This is a genomic window from Lederbergia citri, from assembly GCF_018343625.1.
Classification (GTDB): Bacteria; Bacillota; Bacilli; order Bacillales; family Bacillaceae_C; genus Lederbergia; species Lederbergia citri.
The window spans coordinates 620,759-639,039 of record NZ_JAGYPG010000003.1 but is presented as its reverse complement, the minus strand read 5'-3'; the positions used below and the strand labels follow the sequence as shown (position 1 = coordinate 639,039).

General features: G+C 36.7%; 17 protein-coding genes. 4 read left to right on the top strand and 13 right to left on the bottom strand.

What is annotated here, in order from left to right; genetic code table 11:
- Positions 1-132: 132 nt before the first annotated feature.
- Positions 133-1,428 (bottom strand): pyrimidine-nucleoside phosphorylase, encoded by a 1,296-nt coding sequence (locus tag KHA97_RS19180; protein ID WP_213126357.1) that lies wholly within the window; start codon positions 1,426-1,428, stop codon positions 133-135.
- A 202-nt stretch (positions 1,429-1,630) separates the two neighbouring features.
- Here KHA97_RS19180 and KHA97_RS19175 point away from each other — a divergent pair, with 202 nt between their 5' ends.
- Positions 1,631-2,167 carry a YceI family protein gene (locus tag KHA97_RS19175; RefSeq protein WP_213126356.1) on the top strand — a complete coding sequence of 179 codons (537 nt, stop codon included), beginning with the start codon at positions 1,631-1,633 and terminating at the stop codon, positions 2,165-2,167.
- 64 nt (positions 2,168-2,231) lie between these two features.
- On the opposite strand, the gene mscL is transcribed toward KHA97_RS19175, so the two are convergent.
- Together mscL and KHA97_RS19165 are read right to left on the bottom strand one after the other, a co-directional pair.
- A complete protein-coding gene (gene mscL / locus KHA97_RS19170; RefSeq protein WP_213126355.1) occupies positions 2,232-2,630 on the bottom strand; it encodes a large conductance mechanosensitive channel protein MscL in 399 nt (132 codons plus the stop codon).
- A gap of 63 nt (positions 2,631-2,693) precedes the next feature.
- Positions 2,694-4,166, bottom strand: coding sequence for a GGDEF domain-containing protein (locus tag KHA97_RS19165; RefSeq protein ID WP_213126354.1), 1,473 nt, complete (start codon positions 4,164-4,166; stop codon positions 2,694-2,696).
- An 85-nt stretch (positions 4,167-4,251) separates the two neighbouring features.
- Between KHA97_RS19165 and KHA97_RS19160 the strand changes: the two genes are divergently transcribed.
- Positions 4,252-5,013 (top strand): class I SAM-dependent methyltransferase, encoded by a 762-nt coding sequence (locus KHA97_RS19160; protein WP_213126353.1) that lies wholly within the window; start codon positions 4,252-4,254, stop codon positions 5,011-5,013.
- 216 nt (positions 5,014-5,229) lie between these two features.
- Here KHA97_RS19160 and KHA97_RS19155 read toward each other — a convergent pair whose 3' ends face one another.
- The 4 genes from KHA97_RS19155 to KHA97_RS19140 are packed head-to-tail and all read right to left on the bottom strand — an operon-like array spanning position 5,230 to position 8,596.
- Positions 5,230-5,832 carry a response regulator transcription factor gene (locus KHA97_RS19155; protein WP_213126352.1) on the bottom strand — a complete coding sequence of 201 codons (603 nt, stop codon included), beginning with the start codon at positions 5,830-5,832 and terminating at the stop codon, positions 5,230-5,232.
- Entirely contained in the window at positions 5,810-6,952 is a 1,143-nt protein-coding gene (locus tag KHA97_RS19150) for a sensor histidine kinase (protein ID WP_213126351.1), read from the bottom strand. Before KHA97_RS19150 ends, KHA97_RS19155 begins: the two co-directional genes overlap by 23 nt.
- A gap of 3 nt (positions 6,953-6,955) precedes the next feature.
- Complete coding sequence (locus tag KHA97_RS19145) at positions 6,956-7,693, bottom strand: ABC transporter permease (RefSeq protein WP_213126350.1); 738 nt, start codon at positions 7,691-7,693, stop codon at positions 6,956-6,958.
- Positions 7,694-8,596 carry an ABC transporter ATP-binding protein gene (locus KHA97_RS19140; RefSeq protein WP_213126349.1) on the bottom strand — a complete coding sequence of 301 codons (903 nt, stop codon included), beginning with the start codon at positions 8,594-8,596 and terminating at the stop codon, positions 7,694-7,696.
- A 192-nt stretch (positions 8,597-8,788) separates the two neighbouring features.
- Between KHA97_RS19140 and KHA97_RS19135 the strand changes: the two genes are divergently transcribed.
- Entirely contained in the window at positions 8,789-9,451 is a 663-nt protein-coding gene (locus KHA97_RS19135) for a glyoxalase (RefSeq protein WP_213126348.1), read from the top strand.
- Positions 9,441-10,133 (top strand): Crp/Fnr family transcriptional regulator, encoded by a 693-nt coding sequence (locus KHA97_RS19130; protein ID WP_233713632.1) that lies wholly within the window; start codon positions 9,441-9,443, stop codon positions 10,131-10,133. The genes KHA97_RS19135 and KHA97_RS19130 overlap by 11 nt, the downstream gene beginning before the upstream one ends.
- A gap of 772 nt (positions 10,134-10,905) precedes the next feature.
- Here KHA97_RS19130 and KHA97_RS19125 read toward each other — a convergent pair.
- From KHA97_RS19125 to KHA97_RS19100, 6 genes are all read right to left on the bottom strand, one after another.
- On the bottom strand, positions 10,906-11,730 hold the full coding sequence (locus tag KHA97_RS19125) for a carbohydrate ABC transporter permease (RefSeq protein WP_213126347.1): 825 nt from the start codon (positions 11,728-11,730) through the stop codon (positions 10,906-10,908).
- Entirely contained in the window at positions 11,727-12,698 is a 972-nt protein-coding gene (locus KHA97_RS19120) for a carbohydrate ABC transporter permease (RefSeq protein ID WP_213126346.1), read from the bottom strand. The genes KHA97_RS19125 and KHA97_RS19120 overlap by 4 nt, the downstream gene beginning before the upstream one ends.
- Positions 12,699-12,766: 68 nt before the next feature.
- Positions 12,767-14,089, bottom strand: a complete 1,323-nt coding sequence (locus KHA97_RS19115; RefSeq protein ID WP_325167510.1) for an ABC transporter substrate-binding protein — start codon at positions 14,087-14,089, stop codon at positions 12,767-12,769.
- Between the two features lie 183 nt (positions 14,090-14,272).
- The gene (locus KHA97_RS19110; RefSeq protein WP_213126345.1) at positions 14,273-15,829 is read right to left on the bottom strand and encodes a response regulator; all 1,557 of its coding nucleotides are present in this window, start codon (positions 15,827-15,829) and stop codon (positions 14,273-14,275) included.
- Between the two features lie 5 nt (positions 15,830-15,834).
- Positions 15,835-17,256: a sensor histidine kinase gene (locus KHA97_RS19105; protein WP_213126344.1), complete on the bottom strand. Its 1,422-nt coding sequence runs from the start codon at positions 17,254-17,256 to the stop codon at positions 15,835-15,837.
- Positions 17,249-18,232 (bottom strand): sugar-binding protein, encoded by a 984-nt coding sequence (locus KHA97_RS19100; RefSeq protein ID WP_213126343.1) that lies wholly within the window; start codon positions 18,230-18,232, stop codon positions 17,249-17,251. The genes KHA97_RS19105 and KHA97_RS19100 overlap by 8 nt, the downstream gene beginning before the upstream one ends.
- Positions 18,233-18,281 lie beyond the last annotated feature (49 nt).

Here is an 18,281-nt window from a genome sequence, read left to right as displayed (position 1 = left end):
CTGGACGTGGCGGTTTTTAGTTTTGGCCATTGAAGTATACAAATGGAAAGGACAAGGAGTTTGCTAGTCGATGGCCGCTACGCTAGGCATGAAAAAAGAGCCTTCGTATCGAAGACTCACATCTAAATTACCTTATATAGTATAAATCAAAGGCATTGGAGAGGGTTTATCTATGGAATAATCATATGCCTTAGAAATCCGATTTATGACCTCACCAACTTCTTCTGTATTACTATATAGTGTTGCAATCGGCTCTCCAACTTCAACCTGGTCGCCAATTTTTTTATGTAATACAATTCCAACGCTTAAATCGATCTCTGATTCTTTCGTTGCACGACCCGCTCCTAAAAGCATTGCCGCTACGCCAATTTCGTCAGCGATAATTCCTGTTACATAGCCGCTCTCTGTTGCTTTTACAGGGATTTGAAATTGAGCTTGTGGGAGCTTATTTACATCATCTACAACAGAGGCATCTCCTCCTTGAGCAGATAAAAATTCTTTAAATACTTGAAGAGCCCTTCCATTTTTGATGACTTCCTCCAGCATTGATCGTGCTTCATCTTCTGTTTCCGCTTTGCCTCCTAAAACAACCATTTTACTTCCAAGAACGAGGCAAAGTTCGTGCAAATCAGCTGGACCTTTCCCTTGCAATGTTTCGATTGCCTCTTTTATTTCCAATGCGTTTCCTACCGCATATCCAAGTGGTTGTTCCATATTCGAAATGACAGCTAAAGTTTTCCTTCCAACTTGATTTCCAATTTCCATCATTGCATTCGCAAGCTCCCTAGCATCATCGAGCTCTTTCATAAAAGCGCCTGCACCAACTTTTACATCTAGAACTATGGCATCGGCTCCTGCTGCGATTTTTTTACTCATGATGGAGCTTGCTATGAGTGGGATCGAATTTACCGTTGCAGTCACATCGCGAAGACTATATATTTTCTTATCAGCTGGAGTCAAATTTCCAGATTGCCCTACAACCGCAATTTTATTACGATTAACTAATTCAATGAACTGCTCTTCGGGAATTTCCACATGGAATCCTCGAACTGCTTCAAGCTTATCAATCGTTCCACCAGTATGTCCTAGTCCGCGACCTGACATTTTTGCCACAGGTATTCCAAGTGCAGCAACTAACGGTGCAAGGATTAAAGTTGTCGTATCGCCAACACCGCCCGTAGAATGTTTATCTACCTTAACTCCTTCAATTCCTGATAAATCGATTTGATCCCCTGATTTCACCATCTCCATCGTCAATTTCGCCGTTTCTTGTGCAGACATCCCTTGAAAAAATACAGTCATCAAAAAAGCAGACATTTGATAATCAGGAATTTGTCCGTTTGTATATCCATCAATGACAAAATGGATTTCTTCCTTTGATAAATGTGATCCATCTCTTTTTTTAGCAATTATATCGACCATTCGCATTGTGCAGAACTCACCTTTCTTATTAGGTTTATGTATAAATTTTAAGGATAAACTAAAACAAAACGATTACACTTAGTATGTACAATTATTCATTTTTCAAGAAATAATGTCAAAAAAACAAACACTTTACATCCTAAATATTATCAACTATAATTATATCAGCGACTTACTTTTTGTAACAATATTGAGGAGGAATATAAAAATGGCAATTTCTAAATGGAATCTTGATACTGCCCATAGTAACGTTGATTTTTCTGTAAAACATATGATGGTTTCTAAAGTAAAAGGTTCTTTTAACGATTTTTCTGCAGATATCGTGGTAGATCCAACTGATTTAACAACTGGAAATATCAGTTTTACTATTGATGTTGCAAGCATTGATACAAGAAACGAGGATCGAGACAATCATCTTCGTTCAGCTGACTTTTTTGAAGTTGAAAAATATCCAAACCTTACGTTTACATCAACTAATATTGAGAAAAAAGGTGAAGATCAATACGCTGTAACAGGAGATGTTTCCTTGCATGGTGTGAAAAAACCTGAAACCTTCACTGTTACGTTTGAAGGTCTTGCTAAAGACCCAATGAGTGGAGCTGAAAAAGCAGGCTTCAGCGTAGAAGGTAAAATCAAGCGCAGCGATTACGGTTTAACTTGGAATGCAGCACTTGAAACTGGCGGCGTTCTTGTTGGAGATGACATTAAGGTAACGATGGAAATTCAAGTTGGTAGAGAAGCTTAATACATTTCCATAGTTAAAATGACAAATACCACACAAATTTTCGTGTGGTATTTGTCATGCTCTTTTAATTCTCAGCTTTATCTTGTTTTTGTTCCTTTAATAAATCACGAATTTCAGCTAAAAGCTCTAGTTCGGGTGCAACCTCTAGCTCTTTCTCTAGAACTTCTTCCTCTTTCTTTCTTTTTAAGCTATTCAATAATCTAATAAACATAAATATGGAAAAAGAGATGATGAAAAAATCTACTACGCTTTGAATGAAAATACCATATTTTATCTCTGCATCCACAATAGGAAAAGAAAGCTTTTCGAAGCTTTTTCCACCCAACAACACACCGACAAGCGGCATAATAATATTATCAACAAGTGAAGAAACGATTTTTCCAAACGCTCCTCCAATGACAACCGCAACGGCCAAATCCAAAACGTTTCCTTTTATAGCAAACTTCTTAAATTCTTCCCACATTCTTTTCCAACTCCTAAAAAAATCGTACTATCATTTTATATGATAATACGAAATTGATAAACCTTAGTTTTCATAAATATGATACTGGTTCTTTCCGTTATTTTTTGAACGATATAATGCGCTGTCCGCCTTGGCATATAATGTTTCTACATTATCCTGAGGGTCCGCAAATGCAATTCCGATACTCATCGATACATCAATGTCTTCAGGCAGATCATGAAAACGCCGCTCCATCAAATGGAGCATCCCTGAAGCAATCATCTTAATATCTTCTCCTTGTATATTATCAAAAATGACACTAAACTCATCCCCGCCAATTCTAACTGCGCTATCCTTTTTGTTTAAAAAAGTAGCAATCGTTTCAGCCGTTATTCTAAGGATGCGATCTCCTTCAGAATGGCCTAGCCGATCATTTACAAGTTTGAAATTATCGAGGTCAATCATCATTAATGCTGTGTCTACATTTTTCTTCTTCAATTGATCACTAATTAAATCCTCAAAAGCCGCTCGATTTTTTAACCCTGTCAAACTATCGTGAAATGCTAAAAACATCGGTTTCTCAATCCGTCGAACTATAAAAAGGGAAAGTAATATAGCTCCTAAAAAAATGACGAACAGCTGCAAGGCAAATTGTTTTTTATTATCCATTAAAGCTTTATTTAATGGTAAATCGTTGTACACAATTTCAACCACTCTATTAGTAGATACTCCCCTTTTTTCCGTTGCTTCATAAGGGATATATCGATATGTAACATCTAAATCTTGCCACTTCCCCTTAACCTCTACCGGTTTACCGCTTTCAAGCGCTTTCCTGAAATGGGTCCATTTCTCTGATCCGAGTTTTATGTCTTCTTGTTGCATATTTCCACTGGCAATAAATAGATGCCCTCCACGACTGTAAATATTAATATTGTTAATAAAATTATATTTTTCTTCTAATTCATTTGCTAAATCCAGAAAATTAAAGTGCTTAAAAATCTCTCCATCGGATAATTCTACTCCTAATTCGATAATATACTTTTTATCAGGTGTTGGGACATAACTATATTTTTTTATTCCCCCATCTGCCAGTTGAATATCCATTCCGTCATCATAGAATAATCCTACTTTTCTTCTGATATCTAGCAGCCCTGATAACTTTTTGCAGCATGAACTAAAATCTAGACCGACATCCACTGGGTAACTACTATAGGTGATAACGTTCTTTTCGTTTATAATGTAAATATCCATTCCGTAGTATGTTTTAAGTGCTTGAAAGTCCCATTCATCAAAATTTGGAGTTTTTTCATATAAAGAAAGTAATTCATCAGAGTTACTTTTCATTTTTGCTGCAATATCAGAGTCAAATAGCATATAAGCTTTATCAATTGCATGTAAAGATTCCATAATACTATCTTCAGTTGCACTTAGTTTAGATGCATATTCTTCTATTAATCTATTTTTCAACTTAACTTGATCAAAAAATGCTACTACAAAAGATATAAAAATGGAAAATCCAATAATAATTAACGTGAGCTGTAATCTGAAATTTTTCAAGAAAAAATTCCCCTTTATTTAAACTACATTAAGGACTATTATACTATGTCCATAGTAATAATCCACATTATATGGAGGTATATTTATGGCATTTGAAGATTATTTTGAACAACTAATAGAAACTAGCAAACACTCTTTTTCTGGGTGGGACTTTTCGTATGTAAATGACACAGGGAGAATCGACGCTGAACCTCTTACTTGGTCATATGGAAGTAAAGCTTTAGCACTTATTAGAAATTCTTCATCGATGCTTGATATGGGAACTGGCGGTGGAGAGTTTTTATCAATGCTTCGTCCCTTCCCCCAAACGATTTATGCAACGGAGGCATATACACCAAATGTCCCCATTGCCAAAAATCGCCTTGAACCACTTGGAGTAAAAGTGTTTGAAATTGAAGATGATCATCATCTCCCATTCGAAAATAACTTTTTTGATCTAATCATGAATAAACATGAAGCGTATTCAAATCAAGAAGTTCGGAGAATTATAACGGAAGGCGGGACTTTTCTTACCCAGCAAGTTGGTGGGGTAGACTGTCATGAAATTAATGATGCTTTAGGTTTACCTTATAATGAGGAATTCATTGATTGGAATTTAGCAAAAGCAGCATCAGACTTAGAGAAAAATGGTTTTAAGATTTTAGAAAGCGGCGAACAATTTCCAATTCAAAGATTCTATGATATTGGGGCATTAGTCTATTATCTAAAAGCTATCCCTTGGCAAGCACCTGACTTTGATGTGGAAAAAGATAAACAGAAGTTATATGAGATTCATCAATTAATCCAAGAAAAGGGTTGTTTTGATGTGAAGCAGCATCGATTTTATATTAAGGCTAAAGCCATTTAGATTTTCTAAATTTTTTCTTAATGGGACTGCCATCGAAAGCCTAGCAAAGGGGGTTCCAATGCCCTTTAATAGGTTCCAGTATCCTTGAAGACTATGAAGATAGCTTTACACGTTCAAAGGCTTGTTGTGTCGTTTGTCGTGACCTTACTGGAAATTTTTTTAGGTTTGGGGGCACTCAATATGAAAAAGGGATGTTCCCGCTTGGAACATCCCTTCTTATATCCAGCCCTTCTCTTGGGCAACGGATATTGCTTCTATCTTATTCTTAGAATCCAGCTTTTGAAGAATTTCGGACATATAGTTTCGGACTGTCCCTTGGGATAGGAATAGTGTCTCAGATATTTCTTTTCCCGTTTTTCCTGCAGCCGCTAATTTTAAAATCTCTTGTTCACGTTCAGTTAAGGGGTTATCTTCGTTATAGGAATTCATCATTAATTCAAGTGCATATTCTCTTTTACCTTCCATGACTTTACGGATTGCACCGGCTAGCTCATCAATGGATCCGTCCTTTAATAAATATCCGTGGACACCCGCTTTCATGGCTCTTTCGAAATAACCAGGTCGTGCAAAGGTGGTCAATATAATAACCTTGGCTGGAGATTTTAATTGTTTTAATTCACTTGCCACTTCCAGCCCACTTTTTAGAGGCATCTCGATATCCATAATGCAAATATCAGGATTAAGCTCTTTTACAAGCTTTAATGCTTCCTCTCCATTTTCTGCTTGGCCCACCACTTCTAAATCATCTTCAAAATCTAGCAATGCTCCAAGTGCTCCCCTTAATATTCGTTGATCCTCAGCAATGACGATGCGTATCATGAGCATTATTCACCTCAGCTTGCTTTTTAATAATCGGCACATTTATCGTGAGCGCCGTCCCCTTTTTTGAATGAATCTTAAGAGTTCCATCAATTAACGCCAGGCGCTCATTCATTCCTTTTAATCCATTTCCACTTTCTTGTCCTTCCAATATCCCAACTCCATCATCCTTCACGGAAATCGTAAGAAATCCTCCAGACTCTTCGAATAATACCGTGCAATTTTTTGCTTGACTGTGCTTCACAATATTTGTTCCAGCCTCTCGAAGGCACATCCCAATAATATTTTGCTGAAGCAAGGGAATATAAGTAAAATCCTTTTGGCCAGTAACATGAAATTCAATTCCCGCAGCTGTTAAAATTTGCTTCATCTCTGCTATTTCTTCAGCAATCGTAATAGAACGCATTTCGGATACGAGTTCTCTAACCTGGCGGAGTGCTGAACGAGAGCTCGATTCGATTTCCTTTGCCTCTTGTTTCGCCCGTATAGGGTCTTTCTCCGTAAGTCTCTGTACGAGCTGACTTTGAAGTGTGATGAGTGATAGCGTATGTCCAAGTGTATCGTGCAAATCTCTTGCTATTCGAACTCTTTCCTCTCGTTTAATTAAATCCCTTATTTGTTGATTTGCCTGATCGAGCTTTTTCTCCAATTCCATCCTTGTATTCATCGAACGAATGCCAAAAGGAGTAGCAAGCATTACTATCAAAAAAGGAAAAAAGAAATAAATGTTAGATAATTGTCCTTGTAATATCACAAATAATATGGGTGAAGCAAGTATTATTCCGAATGAAATGAGTGCCGTTTTAAATAGTTTTTTATCCAGAAACCAGCCAATAAAATTGGCAGTAAAAAAACCCATAAACATATTGTAAGGACTGTACCAAATACTAAGAATAACAAGAATAACAGTTTGTAATACAAGCCAAATAGAGATCTTTTTAAAAGGAATTAAAAAATATAACTGGCGATACGTAACAAGGAAAAGCAGTATTAGAGCATAGCCAATTACTGCTTTAAGACCTTGTTCTTCTCTAACGTAAAAAACTGGGAGAACCAAATAAATCAAAAATATATATGGAAAAACACCGTACCTTTTAGGAAAAAAATGAAACTTCTTCAACGATTACACCGCTTCCTGTTTCCTTCTTATATAAGTCGATAATACCATGAATACAAAAAGGTAGGCTGCTAGAATCACAAAATTTTTCAATTCAGGGGAATGTCCACGAATAATTTCCCATGCACCATTGCCAAAATTATACGATGGAAGCCAACTTCCCACTCTTTGAACCATCTTTGGCAAAATATCCATCGGCATCCACATCCCGCCGCTGATAGCGAGTAGCATATAAACAAAATTACTCACACCTGTTGCTGTGTCAACTCTTTTCATCGTTCCGACCAATGCGCCAAGCCCTAGAAATGGCAATGATCCAAGAAGAATCCAAGCTCCGCTCAAAAACCAGACATGAACCGGCAATGATACGCCATTAATCAATATTCCGGCAATGAAAATGATGATCACAGAAAAAAGATGTACAACTGTTTGCCCCATCATTTTCGCCAAAAAATACACAGAACCAGAAAGTGGCGTTGTTTTAATAAAAGTAGTCCACCCTTCCTTACGCTCTTGCACAATCCGGATTCCCATTGTCATAATGGCACTTCCCATAACACTAAACGTGGTCATTGACATTAAATAATGAGCATCCCAAACTTTTTTATCCGGCACCTGGATATTTACTATTTTTGTAAAAACAACATAAAATACGATTGGCATAAATAGAGACCAAAAAATATAATATGGATTTCGAAACATGCGTAAAATTTCAGCTTTACATTGATGGATAATCACTTTCATTTATATAACCTCCTTATGTTCACCAGTTAGTTGTTCAAATGCTTCATCGAGTCTTCCTTTTTCTACACGGATGTCGTTCACCTTTATTTTTAGTTCGAAAATTTTAGCAAGGACTAAATCTGTGTCTTCCGTAACAATATGGATTCTTCCGTCTTTTCCATACATGTCTGTTACAAAAGATTGTTCGAGGAACATTTTTCTTGGAATAACATCATTTGTTATAAAAGAAACAGATTGCTTCGATATAGTTTTTTTAATTTCATCTGGTGTTCCATCAGCAATAATTGTTCCTTCTTTAAAAAGTAAGATGCGAGTGGCGACGTCATCTGCCTCCTGTAAATAATGGGTTGAAAAAATGATCGTTTTCCCTTGATTTGCCAGATCCTTTACCGTTTTCCAAAACAGCTTTCGAGCCGATATATCCATTCCTACTGTCGGTTCATCAAAAAATAATAAATCTGGATTTCCGGCAACTGCGAGTGCAAAACCGACTCTTCGTTTTTGCCCACCTGAAAGCTTCTCGGTCCTCTTTTTCAAATCATCTTGATTAAGTCCTGTTATTTGAGTGAGATAATCCAAGGAATAAGGATTAGGATAATATTGACGAATAAGAGAAATGATTTCTTTCACTTTAAGTCCATCCATAATGCTTACTTCCTGTAGCATGACTCCGGTTTTTTCACGAACATGTTTGGCATTGGCATCCTCGCCAAATAATTTTACGTTGCCCTTCGTCGGGCTCATTAAACCGAGCATCATTGACATCGTCGTTGTTTTCCCCGCACCATTTGGTCCAAGAATTGCAACAACTTCACCGCGCTTGATTGAAAAAGAAACATCCGTTACAGCATTTTTATCTTTAAACGTTTTTGTTAAGCTTTTAATTTCAACTACTTGTTCCATTCGAACCTCTCCCTCTTCATTCTTTAACCTAATTCTATAAATTTTCAAATAGGAACATCAGTAAGTAATGTCATGAAAATAAGATGACATTTGTCATATAAATCAGAATCAATAATGATATAATGGAAGAAAAGCGGTGGCCGCATGTTTAGATGCCGCAGCAAAATAAAGAAAAATTGCGTGGGTGATGAAATGTTCAAATCCGTCACGTTCTATACAGATAAATTAAAGGCACTAAAACGATTTTATGGGAATGTACTAGAACTTAACATTGTAGAAGCTACAAATGAAAAGTTCACTGTACAGATTGGCGAGTCAAGCATTGTTTTTAAACAATCGAATCGAAATGCATTTTATCATTTTGCCATTAATATACCAGGAAATCAGTTTTCAATGATGAAAGACTGGATACAGAATAGGATTATCTTAAACAGAGAAAATGGTAGAAATGAAGTATATTTTCGAAGTTTTGATGCGGATTCTATGTATTTTGAAGACCCCGCCGGAAATGTGATTGAATTGATTGGACGGAGAAAGAAAGATTTATTTGGAGATTTATCAGTTGCTTCCTTCCTAAATATAAGTGAAGTCAGTATTACCACACCGAATGTCGCACTTGTAGGAGAGGAATTACAGGATTTTGGCATACCGCTGTTTGGAAGCTCGAATATCGTGCCTGATGAATTAAATTTTCTAGGCAAGGGGGATACATTTATCGTCCTTGTTCCACCTGGACGCCGCTGGTATTTTTCTAAAAAGATTAGCGAAACACATCCTTTAGAGATTATTTTTAAAGATGAACGCAAAATCCATATAAATGAAGAAGGAGAAATCTCCTACTTTAATGAAGGGTGATCGTATGAAATCCTCCGACTTGGAAGGTCTTCTAACACTTGTCCATAAAGAAATTGAATTAAAAAAAGATGCGTATTTATTTCAAGAAGGCGATCTTGCTGATGGGATATATTACATCCGCTCGGGAAAAATTCGAATCGGCAAGGTAACGCCTGACGGACGTGAGATTGCCTTTCAGATTTTTAGCGAGGGTGATTTTATATATGAAATTTCACTATACTCCGATACTGCCTTATATGCCGTCCATGCTCGGGCAATCGAGGACAGTGTCTGCGCTAAAATCAAAAAGGACATTCTGGAAGAAAACCTTCTTCTAAAGCCAAGCCTAAATGTTGAATTTATGAAAATGATGAGCCTCCATCATAAAAAAATGCAGTCGAAATTTCGTGACCTTATTTTACATGGGAAAAAAGGTGCTTTATATTCAACATTAATCCGTTTAGCGAACAGTTACGGGATTGAAAAAGAAGATGGCATTCTGGTAGATTTATCACTTACTAATCAAGAGCTTGCCAACTTTTGTGGCATGACTCGCGAGGTTGTCAATCGAATGTTAAGTAGCTTGAAAAAGGATGCAAAACTTTCAATGCAGGATGGAAAAATTCTTATTCATGATTTGGATTATTTAAGGGAAGAAAACCACTGCGAAATATGTCCAATTGAAATATGTAAGATTGATTAATAATGGAAGTAGGTCTCGATCGAGTGTGTAAATCGAGACCTACTGTTTTTTATTGAGTTTAGTCTCGAGTGGAACCGAATCGAGAGTCAATTTCAATTTTTTAAAGATTTTAGTCTCGATTGAACCCGGATCGAGACGCAATTTCTATTTTTCAATAGTTTCAGTCTCGATTGAAACCGGATCGAGACGCAATTTCTATTTTCCAATGATTTCAGTCTCGATTGAACCCGGATCGAGACGCAATTTCTATTTTTAAATAGTTTCAGTCCCAATTGAACCCGGATCGAGACTCAATTTCTATTTTTTAATGATTTCAGTCCCGATTGGAACCCGATCGAGACTCAATTTCTGCTTTTCTATGATTTCAGTCTCGATTGAACCCGAATCGAGACTCAATTTCTATTTTCCAATGATTTCAGTCTCCATTGGAACCGAATTGAGACTCAATTTTTGCTTTTCAATGATTTCAGTCTCGATTGAATCTGGATCGAGACTCAATTTCCGTTTTTCAATGATTTCAGTCCCGATTGGAACCGAATCGAGACTCAATTTCTATTTTTCAATGAGTTCAGTCCCGATCCGAACCGAATCGAGGCTCAATTTCTATTTTTCAATGAGTTCAGTCCCAATTGGAACCCGATCGAGACTCTTCTTCAGTCTCAATTGGACCTATTTCGAGACTGACTCTCTAACTTTTACAATCGGTTCAATTTCAATTTCTGCACACACCTAAAAATGACGTTTCAAAGGCAATTTTATTTTACCTCTAAGACTACCCTTTCACCGATCCGGCTAACAACCCTCTCACAAAATACTTCCCTAGAATAATATAAACTAGTAATGTAGGTAGTGCTGCAAGCAGGGCACCTGCCATCTGTACATTCCATTCTACAATTTGACTTCCAGACAAATTTTGCAGTGCGACCATTACAGGTTGCTGTTTATTTGTCGTGATTGTGACAGCAAATAAAAATTCATTCCAAATATTTGTAAACTGCCAAATCCCAACGACGACGAATCCCGAAATGGAAAGTGGAATCATGATGTTCCAGTAGATGCGTAAAAATCCCCCTCCATCTATTTTGGCAGATTCGATAAGATCCGTTGGAATATTGGCATAAAAATTTCGAAACATGAGTGTCGTAACAGGAATCCCGTACACAACGTGCACAAATACTAAACCAGGTATACTATTATACAGTCCAATACTTCTTAAAAACTCAATTAGTGGGATGAGGATACTTTGGTAAGGAATAAACATTCCAAACAATAAAGCGGTAAACACCCATTCCGACCCTTTAAACCTCCATTTTGATAATACATAGCCATTCATTGATCCAATTAAGGCAGCCAAAATCGTAGCAGGAATGACGAGGTAAAAACTATTTAATAAGTTTGGGGCCAATTTTTTAAAGGCAAAGCTGTAGCTCGAAAAATCCATTGTAGAAGGTAGCTTCCACATTGTAGCTAATGACACTTCTGCAAATGGCTTTAAGCTAGTGATAATCATGACATAAAGCGGCATTATATAAAACAAGCTTAATAGAATCAATAAAAGATAGAGAATCATTCTAAGACTAATGCGCTTCACTATCATGACATATCACCTCTGCGGTTCTTAATTAAATAAGGAATGATAAAGATTGCTACCGACAGCAGCATAATAATGGAAATCGCAGATCCATTCGCATAATAATTGCCCCTAAAGGTCGTTTCAAACATAAATGTTCCAGGAACATCCGTTACGAAGCCCGCACCAGACCCTGTCATCGCATAAACTAAATCAAATATTTTCAAAGAGATATGTGCCATAATAATGATGACGCTGACAGTAATCGGTGCTAATAAAGGAAAAATGACCTTCCGATATAACTGAAATTCCGTCGCTCCATCGACACGAGCCGCTTCCCGTATGTCTTCAGGAATCGCCCTCAATCCAGCCAAATACATCGCCAAAGCAAATCCCGTCAATTGCCATGTGGCAGCAATGACAAGGGCAATAATCGCTACCGGGATTCCAAAATCAATTTGCCCCCATTTCCATGCTGGGATGATTGTTGTATCCACATACCACATCGGCTTTATACCGAACTTTTGTAAAAATATATTAACTCCCGTCGTCGGATTCAATAACCATTGCCACACAACTCCGGTTACGATAAAAGATAAGGACATTGGAAAGAAAAAGATGTTGCGAAATAAAGATTCACCTTTAATATTTTGATCTATTAAAATAGCGAGAAATTGACCGAGGACAATAACTGCCCCAATAAAGAGAATCGTAAAGAAAAACGTATTACGTAAATCGGCCTGGAACCTGAAATTATCAAATAAATAAACATAGTTTTTTAATCCTGCAAATGATAAATCTTTTACAATTGAATTCCAATTGCTTAGTGAAACATATCCACTCCACCCAATAAAACCGTAAACAAAAATAGCGATTAAAATAATGGAAGGCAAGATAAATAAAAAAGATAGAATACGATCTGTTGTTATTTTTTTCTTTGGCGTCCTTCTTATTGGGATGGAAATGTTCCTACTGATCTCTTTATTGACATTCATCGCAACCATCTCCTCTATGTAATAGAAAGGAAGGGAAGAGTAATTCTTCCCTTCCTCGTTGTTACACTTTAAAGTTCTTTTGCTGCAGCGACTAATTGTTCAATAAAATGATCAACATTCTTTTGCGTTACGAACATGACCATTGCATCATTTACTTTCGTTACAAATCCTTCATTTGCTGCTGAGCCATGTGCCAGACTTGGTCCTAAATCATTGGTTTTAAAATCTTCCATCGCCGCTTTTCCGTACTCATCGTACTTAGAAGCATCTGCATCAACACGTGCAGGGATGGATCCTTTCTTCGGATTAAAAGCATCCTGCCCTTCAACCGATGCAAGAACGGATAAAAACTCTTTAACTGTCTCTGGATTATCTATTTCGTTTGGCAATCCGAACGTATCTGTTATCACTACAAACATTCCACCACTACTAGGTGTTGGCGCCCATCCATAGTCTGTTCCAACTTTTAAACCACGTCCGTCAAAATATCCTTTCGCCCAGTCACCCATTACGTTCATGGCCGCTTCCCCATCAGCAACAAGCTGAGAAGCATCCTGCCAATTTCGTGCACTATGATCCTCATTTACATAATCGAGCATTTTCGCAAAAATTTCAGTTGCCTCTTTTACTTTTGCATCATCAAATGACAAATCGCCTGTCCATAGCTTTCCATACTCTGCTGCACCCAAATGACCTAGTAGGACAGTTTCATATAAATGAGTAGCTGTCCAAGCTTCTTTATCTCCAAATGCCAATGGAGTGATTCCATTTTTCTTTAACGTATCAGCTACTTTGAAAAACTCATCAAAAGTAGTTGGAGCTTTAAGATTTAAATCATCAAACACTTTTTGGTTGTACCAAAGAACATTTCCACGGTGAATGTTTACCGGGACAGAGTAAATATTTCCGTCTTTACTTACTAAGTCAATAAGCTCTTGTGGGAACTTATCATTTAATCCTTCCGCATCAAAGAAATCATTTAAAGGTGTCATTTTCCCAGCTGCAACCCAGCTCTCATTCAATTCCGCGCCACCATGAACTTGGAAGGTTGATGGTGGATCTCCGCCTTGCATTCTACTAACTAACACTGCTTTTGCATTAGTTCCCGCACCACCCGCTACGGCAGCATTAATAACCTCGATTTCAGGATGCTTTTCATTAAAAACATCGATTAATGCAAGTAAACCTTCTTCTTCACCCGCCCCAGTCCACCAACTAAAAATTTCTAATGATGCTTTTTCATCTTCTTTGTCAGCCGGTTTTTCTGCTGGAGGATCATTGTTTTCTGCTGGTTCAGCCGGCTCGTCTGCAGTTTGGTTTCCACCGCATGCTGCGAGCATGACCATTAACGCACATAACAATATGGAAAGATACCATCTTTTTCTCAAAATCAATTCCCCCTCACATAATTGGAAACGCTACCAAAATTGTATAATTATGAAACTATTAATTTGCGATGTAAAAGCTATACGATTTTACTTTTTCCTTAAAAACTTTGTGCTATCTTCTGTTGTGAATTCTAATGTATAAAATATCCTTCACTTTTTTAAGTTAAGTAGCATTTTTTTACTGAATTACCTCATCATCAATTGCTTGTTTCGATAATCCGAAGGAGAAAAACCAGTAACACGTTTGAATACACGGCTAAAATAATTGGGATCCTTGTAACCAACCTCAAAACATATTTCTTTTAAACTTTTTTCCTGCCGCTTCATTAATTCTTTTGCGTGATTCACCCTAACCTCTGTTAAATAATCTATAAATGACATTCCACAAAGTTCCTTGAAAAGCTTACTAAAATAGTGTGCACTGAACTGAACAACTTCAGCTACATCCTCAAGCGTAATCGATTTTTCATAATGAAGTTCAATATAGCTTTTTGCTTTTGAAATCATACCTTCACTTTCAGAAAAATGAAGATTATGAACCATTTTAGCCGTCCTTACGATTTTGTCGAGCACAAGTTCTTGGAGATGATAAATAGATTTTGTTTGACTGTATTTTGGGCGGAACATTATCTCTATTTTCTTTTCGTACATTTGTCTATTTAGCAGGACAAAAAATTCATTCATTTTTTCTTTTACGAGTTCTAGATTTCCGCGAGTTGTAATGATAAGCGCATCAAAATATTTTTTAAAAGAAATCCTCGATTCTTCCACCTTACCAAACATAATGTGCTCGAGAAGTGTTTTTTCCAACTCAAATAATGGATCAATCGCATTATTTTCAGATAGTAAATGATTATAGTATGTACATGCGAAAGGCCTCATTGTCTTGGCTAAAGCAAACAGCGCCTCATGATATGACTGAACAAAGAGTTCTATTTCTTCATAACTTGTCCCTATACCAATTTTTACACTCGCATGTGCGAACTTTAGTTGAATTTTTTCAATAAGGCGTTTCCCTATTTTCAACGATTGGCTCATAATTGATTCATTTTCTCTATCGTCTGGTTGAATGAGGATAGGCAACTGATTGAGATGAATGGCACCGACAAAACTCTGACTCCTGGAAATGCTTAGTTGATCCTTAATAAAATCCGCTATATTTTGTTTTTCTTCTCCGCTTACTGTATCACCAAATTCTACTACCATTACATAGCTCGGTTTTTCATAAACTTTTATCCAATTTTCTTCAAACGCAACAGATTCAGAAGCATCATTTCCTACAATCAATGATGTAATTTCGCGAGATTGGATAATGGATAATGCCCGATTATAATTATCCTTCAAACTTAGTTGGTCATTTCGATGATGCCTTTCCCTTTCAATCTGATTTGTAACCTTCGTCAGGACTTCAATAATTTCTTGATCAGAGCTTGGTTTTAATAAATAATCATTCACGCCGAGGCGAACGGCATGTCGTGCATATTCAAAGGCTTCAAAAGCAGTCACCATAATTACTTTTACTGCATTGTCCAATTTTTTGATTTCTTCTGTCGCTTCCAAACCGTCAATTCCGGGCATTTTAATATCCATAAAAATGATATCAGGTCGAAATTCGGCTGCTTTTACGATAGCCATTCTTCCATTTTCAGCTTCTTCAATGATTGCATCTTTCCAGCTTATAATAATCTTTTTTAATGCCATTCTTTCTATGGCCTCATCATCTACTAGTAAAATGCGATACATTCAGATCATCCTTTCGGCAATCGCAGTTCAACGATTGTCCCTTTTCCTATTTCAGACTCGATTGAAAAAATATCCTTTCGATGAAAAAAAAGTTGCAATCTCCGAATAACATTTTCCAATCCTAATCCAGTTGAGTGCCCTGTCCCCGTCTGCTTCCATTTATCCGTGTTGCTCAAAAAGGACTGCCGAATTTCCTCGCTCATACCAATTCCATTATCGATAATCTTAACGACAATATCCCCCTGATCGACTTGTCCAACGATTCTAATAGATCCACCACTTTCCAACGATTCAATCCCATGAATAAAAGCATTTTCAACAATCGGCTGAAGCGTTAAAATAGGAATCTCTAATTCTAAACAATCCTCCTCCACCATTATTTCGAAATGTACTCTTTCCCCAAACCTGGTTTTTTGTATAAAAAAATAATCTTGAACCGTTTGTAATTCATCTCTCAACTTTACTGGTTTCTCTAGCTTGCTCAAGTTATAACGCAACAGTTTGGAAAGCGACATAATCAAATGATTCACTTTGTCTGATCCCTCTATATAGGCAAGCTTTCCAATGGTATTCAACGTGTTAAATAAGAAATGAGGATTGATTTGGCTTTGCAAGCTTTTCAATTCCATTTCTTTAATGAGCTGTTCCTGCTCCGATTTTTCCTGTATTTGCGTGAATAAATCAATGACGTCTCTTCTCATTTTGTTAAACGTCGCTGTTAAAAATCCTAATTCATCTTTTTTATGATAAATAATCTCCTCGCCGTCCAGTTTTCCAAGTGCAATTTCATGCGCGGCATTCGTCAATTGGTGAATCGGCTTCGTTATATTATTGCTAAACAGCAACGAAAACAGGAGTACCATGAAAAGCGTGCTGGAAAATAAAGCAAACCCCATATATTCCATATTTTGATTCCTTCCGCTCATTTCTAAATAATATGATTGAAACTGAGTCAATTCTTCATTTAATAAATGAAGCGTTTGGTCTTGTAAAAAAGATAAGAACTTTAATGATTCTGCTTGCCTAGTAGGATAACTTTCTATTTGTTCACTCATAAAAAGTCCGATTGTCACGTCTGTTTCTTCTATTAAACTTCCGATCATTACTTCATAGTTTTTTACAGGAATATAGTTATGGCTATTCATAATCGTCTTTTTGAGATCACGCTGTTTTTCTTTAAGCTCACGCCTATATGTATAAAAGTCTGTTAAATCATCTTGTGTTTTATGTAGAAGAAAAGAGTTCATCGAGTCATAAGTATTCTGGGAAATTTGTGAGATATCATTTAATAATAAAAAACGGTCTAGAAGATGATCATACTGGGCAACCGTTTGTTTATGATTAAGAAATAAAAATATAGAAACTCCATTTAACAGGACAAATAATGTAAGGAAAAATGCCATCAGCTTATTTTTCATTTTACTCATGTTTACTCATCCCTATATCATTTTTTCGAAGGATTTTGGTGGATGTATGGTACGTTTTGGGGATGGGGCCGCCCGTAACCGCCTCATATAACATTGAAACGCCTTTATACCCCATTTCAAATTGATTTTGTTTAAGTGTAGCGTGAATTTTATCTTCTTTAATTAACTCGATGGTTTCCTTCAAATCATCAAATGCATACACAAGAATTGGCGTTACAGGATTGATTTTATCAATTGCTTGAGCAATCCCTGCACCATCTAAAGCACTTGTACCAAAAAAGACGGTTATTTCCGGATATTTTCGCAGCATTTGATGAGCTTTTTCAGCCGCTTGGCTTTTACTAATGTTCGAACTTTCTATCGCTACTACTTTTATATTAGGTGCTTTTTCAATTGCATCTAAAAAACCTTGCACTCGTAAAACCAAATTATTTGAATAAAGTAATCCGGTAATGATTCCTACAACAGCCTGTCCATTTGTATCCTCAATCATTGCATCTCCTATTTTGTAACCGGATTCATAATTATCCGTCCCAACGTAGGATAAACGCTTGCTATCCTCTAGATCCGTGTCGAACGTAATAACGGGTACACCACGATTTATAGCATGATCAATTGCGGGTTTAAATTCTCGATTAGTCAGTCCTTGAGTTAAAATTCCATCGACTCTAGCAGCGGTAGCCATTTCAATTAATTTAATATGTTCCTCTACATTCGTCTGCCTCGGACCAACATATTCTATGAAAATATTTTTCTCCTTTGCAGCAGCCTCAGCGCCTTCATAAATTTTCCGATGGTACGGGTTATCTTTCTCCTGACCAATAAGAACAAAATGATAATCATAGTTTGGGATTGGTTCACTTCCATTGAAGGAAGCTTCATACTGAAAAGATTCAAATAAAAAGAAGGCCGCTAATCCTACCGATATACAAATACACAAAAAGAGAAAGAGATAAAGAAAATTAATCTTTTTCACATCATCACCCCATCCCTAAACTGCTCTAAGTGTAACATAACCTTCATTT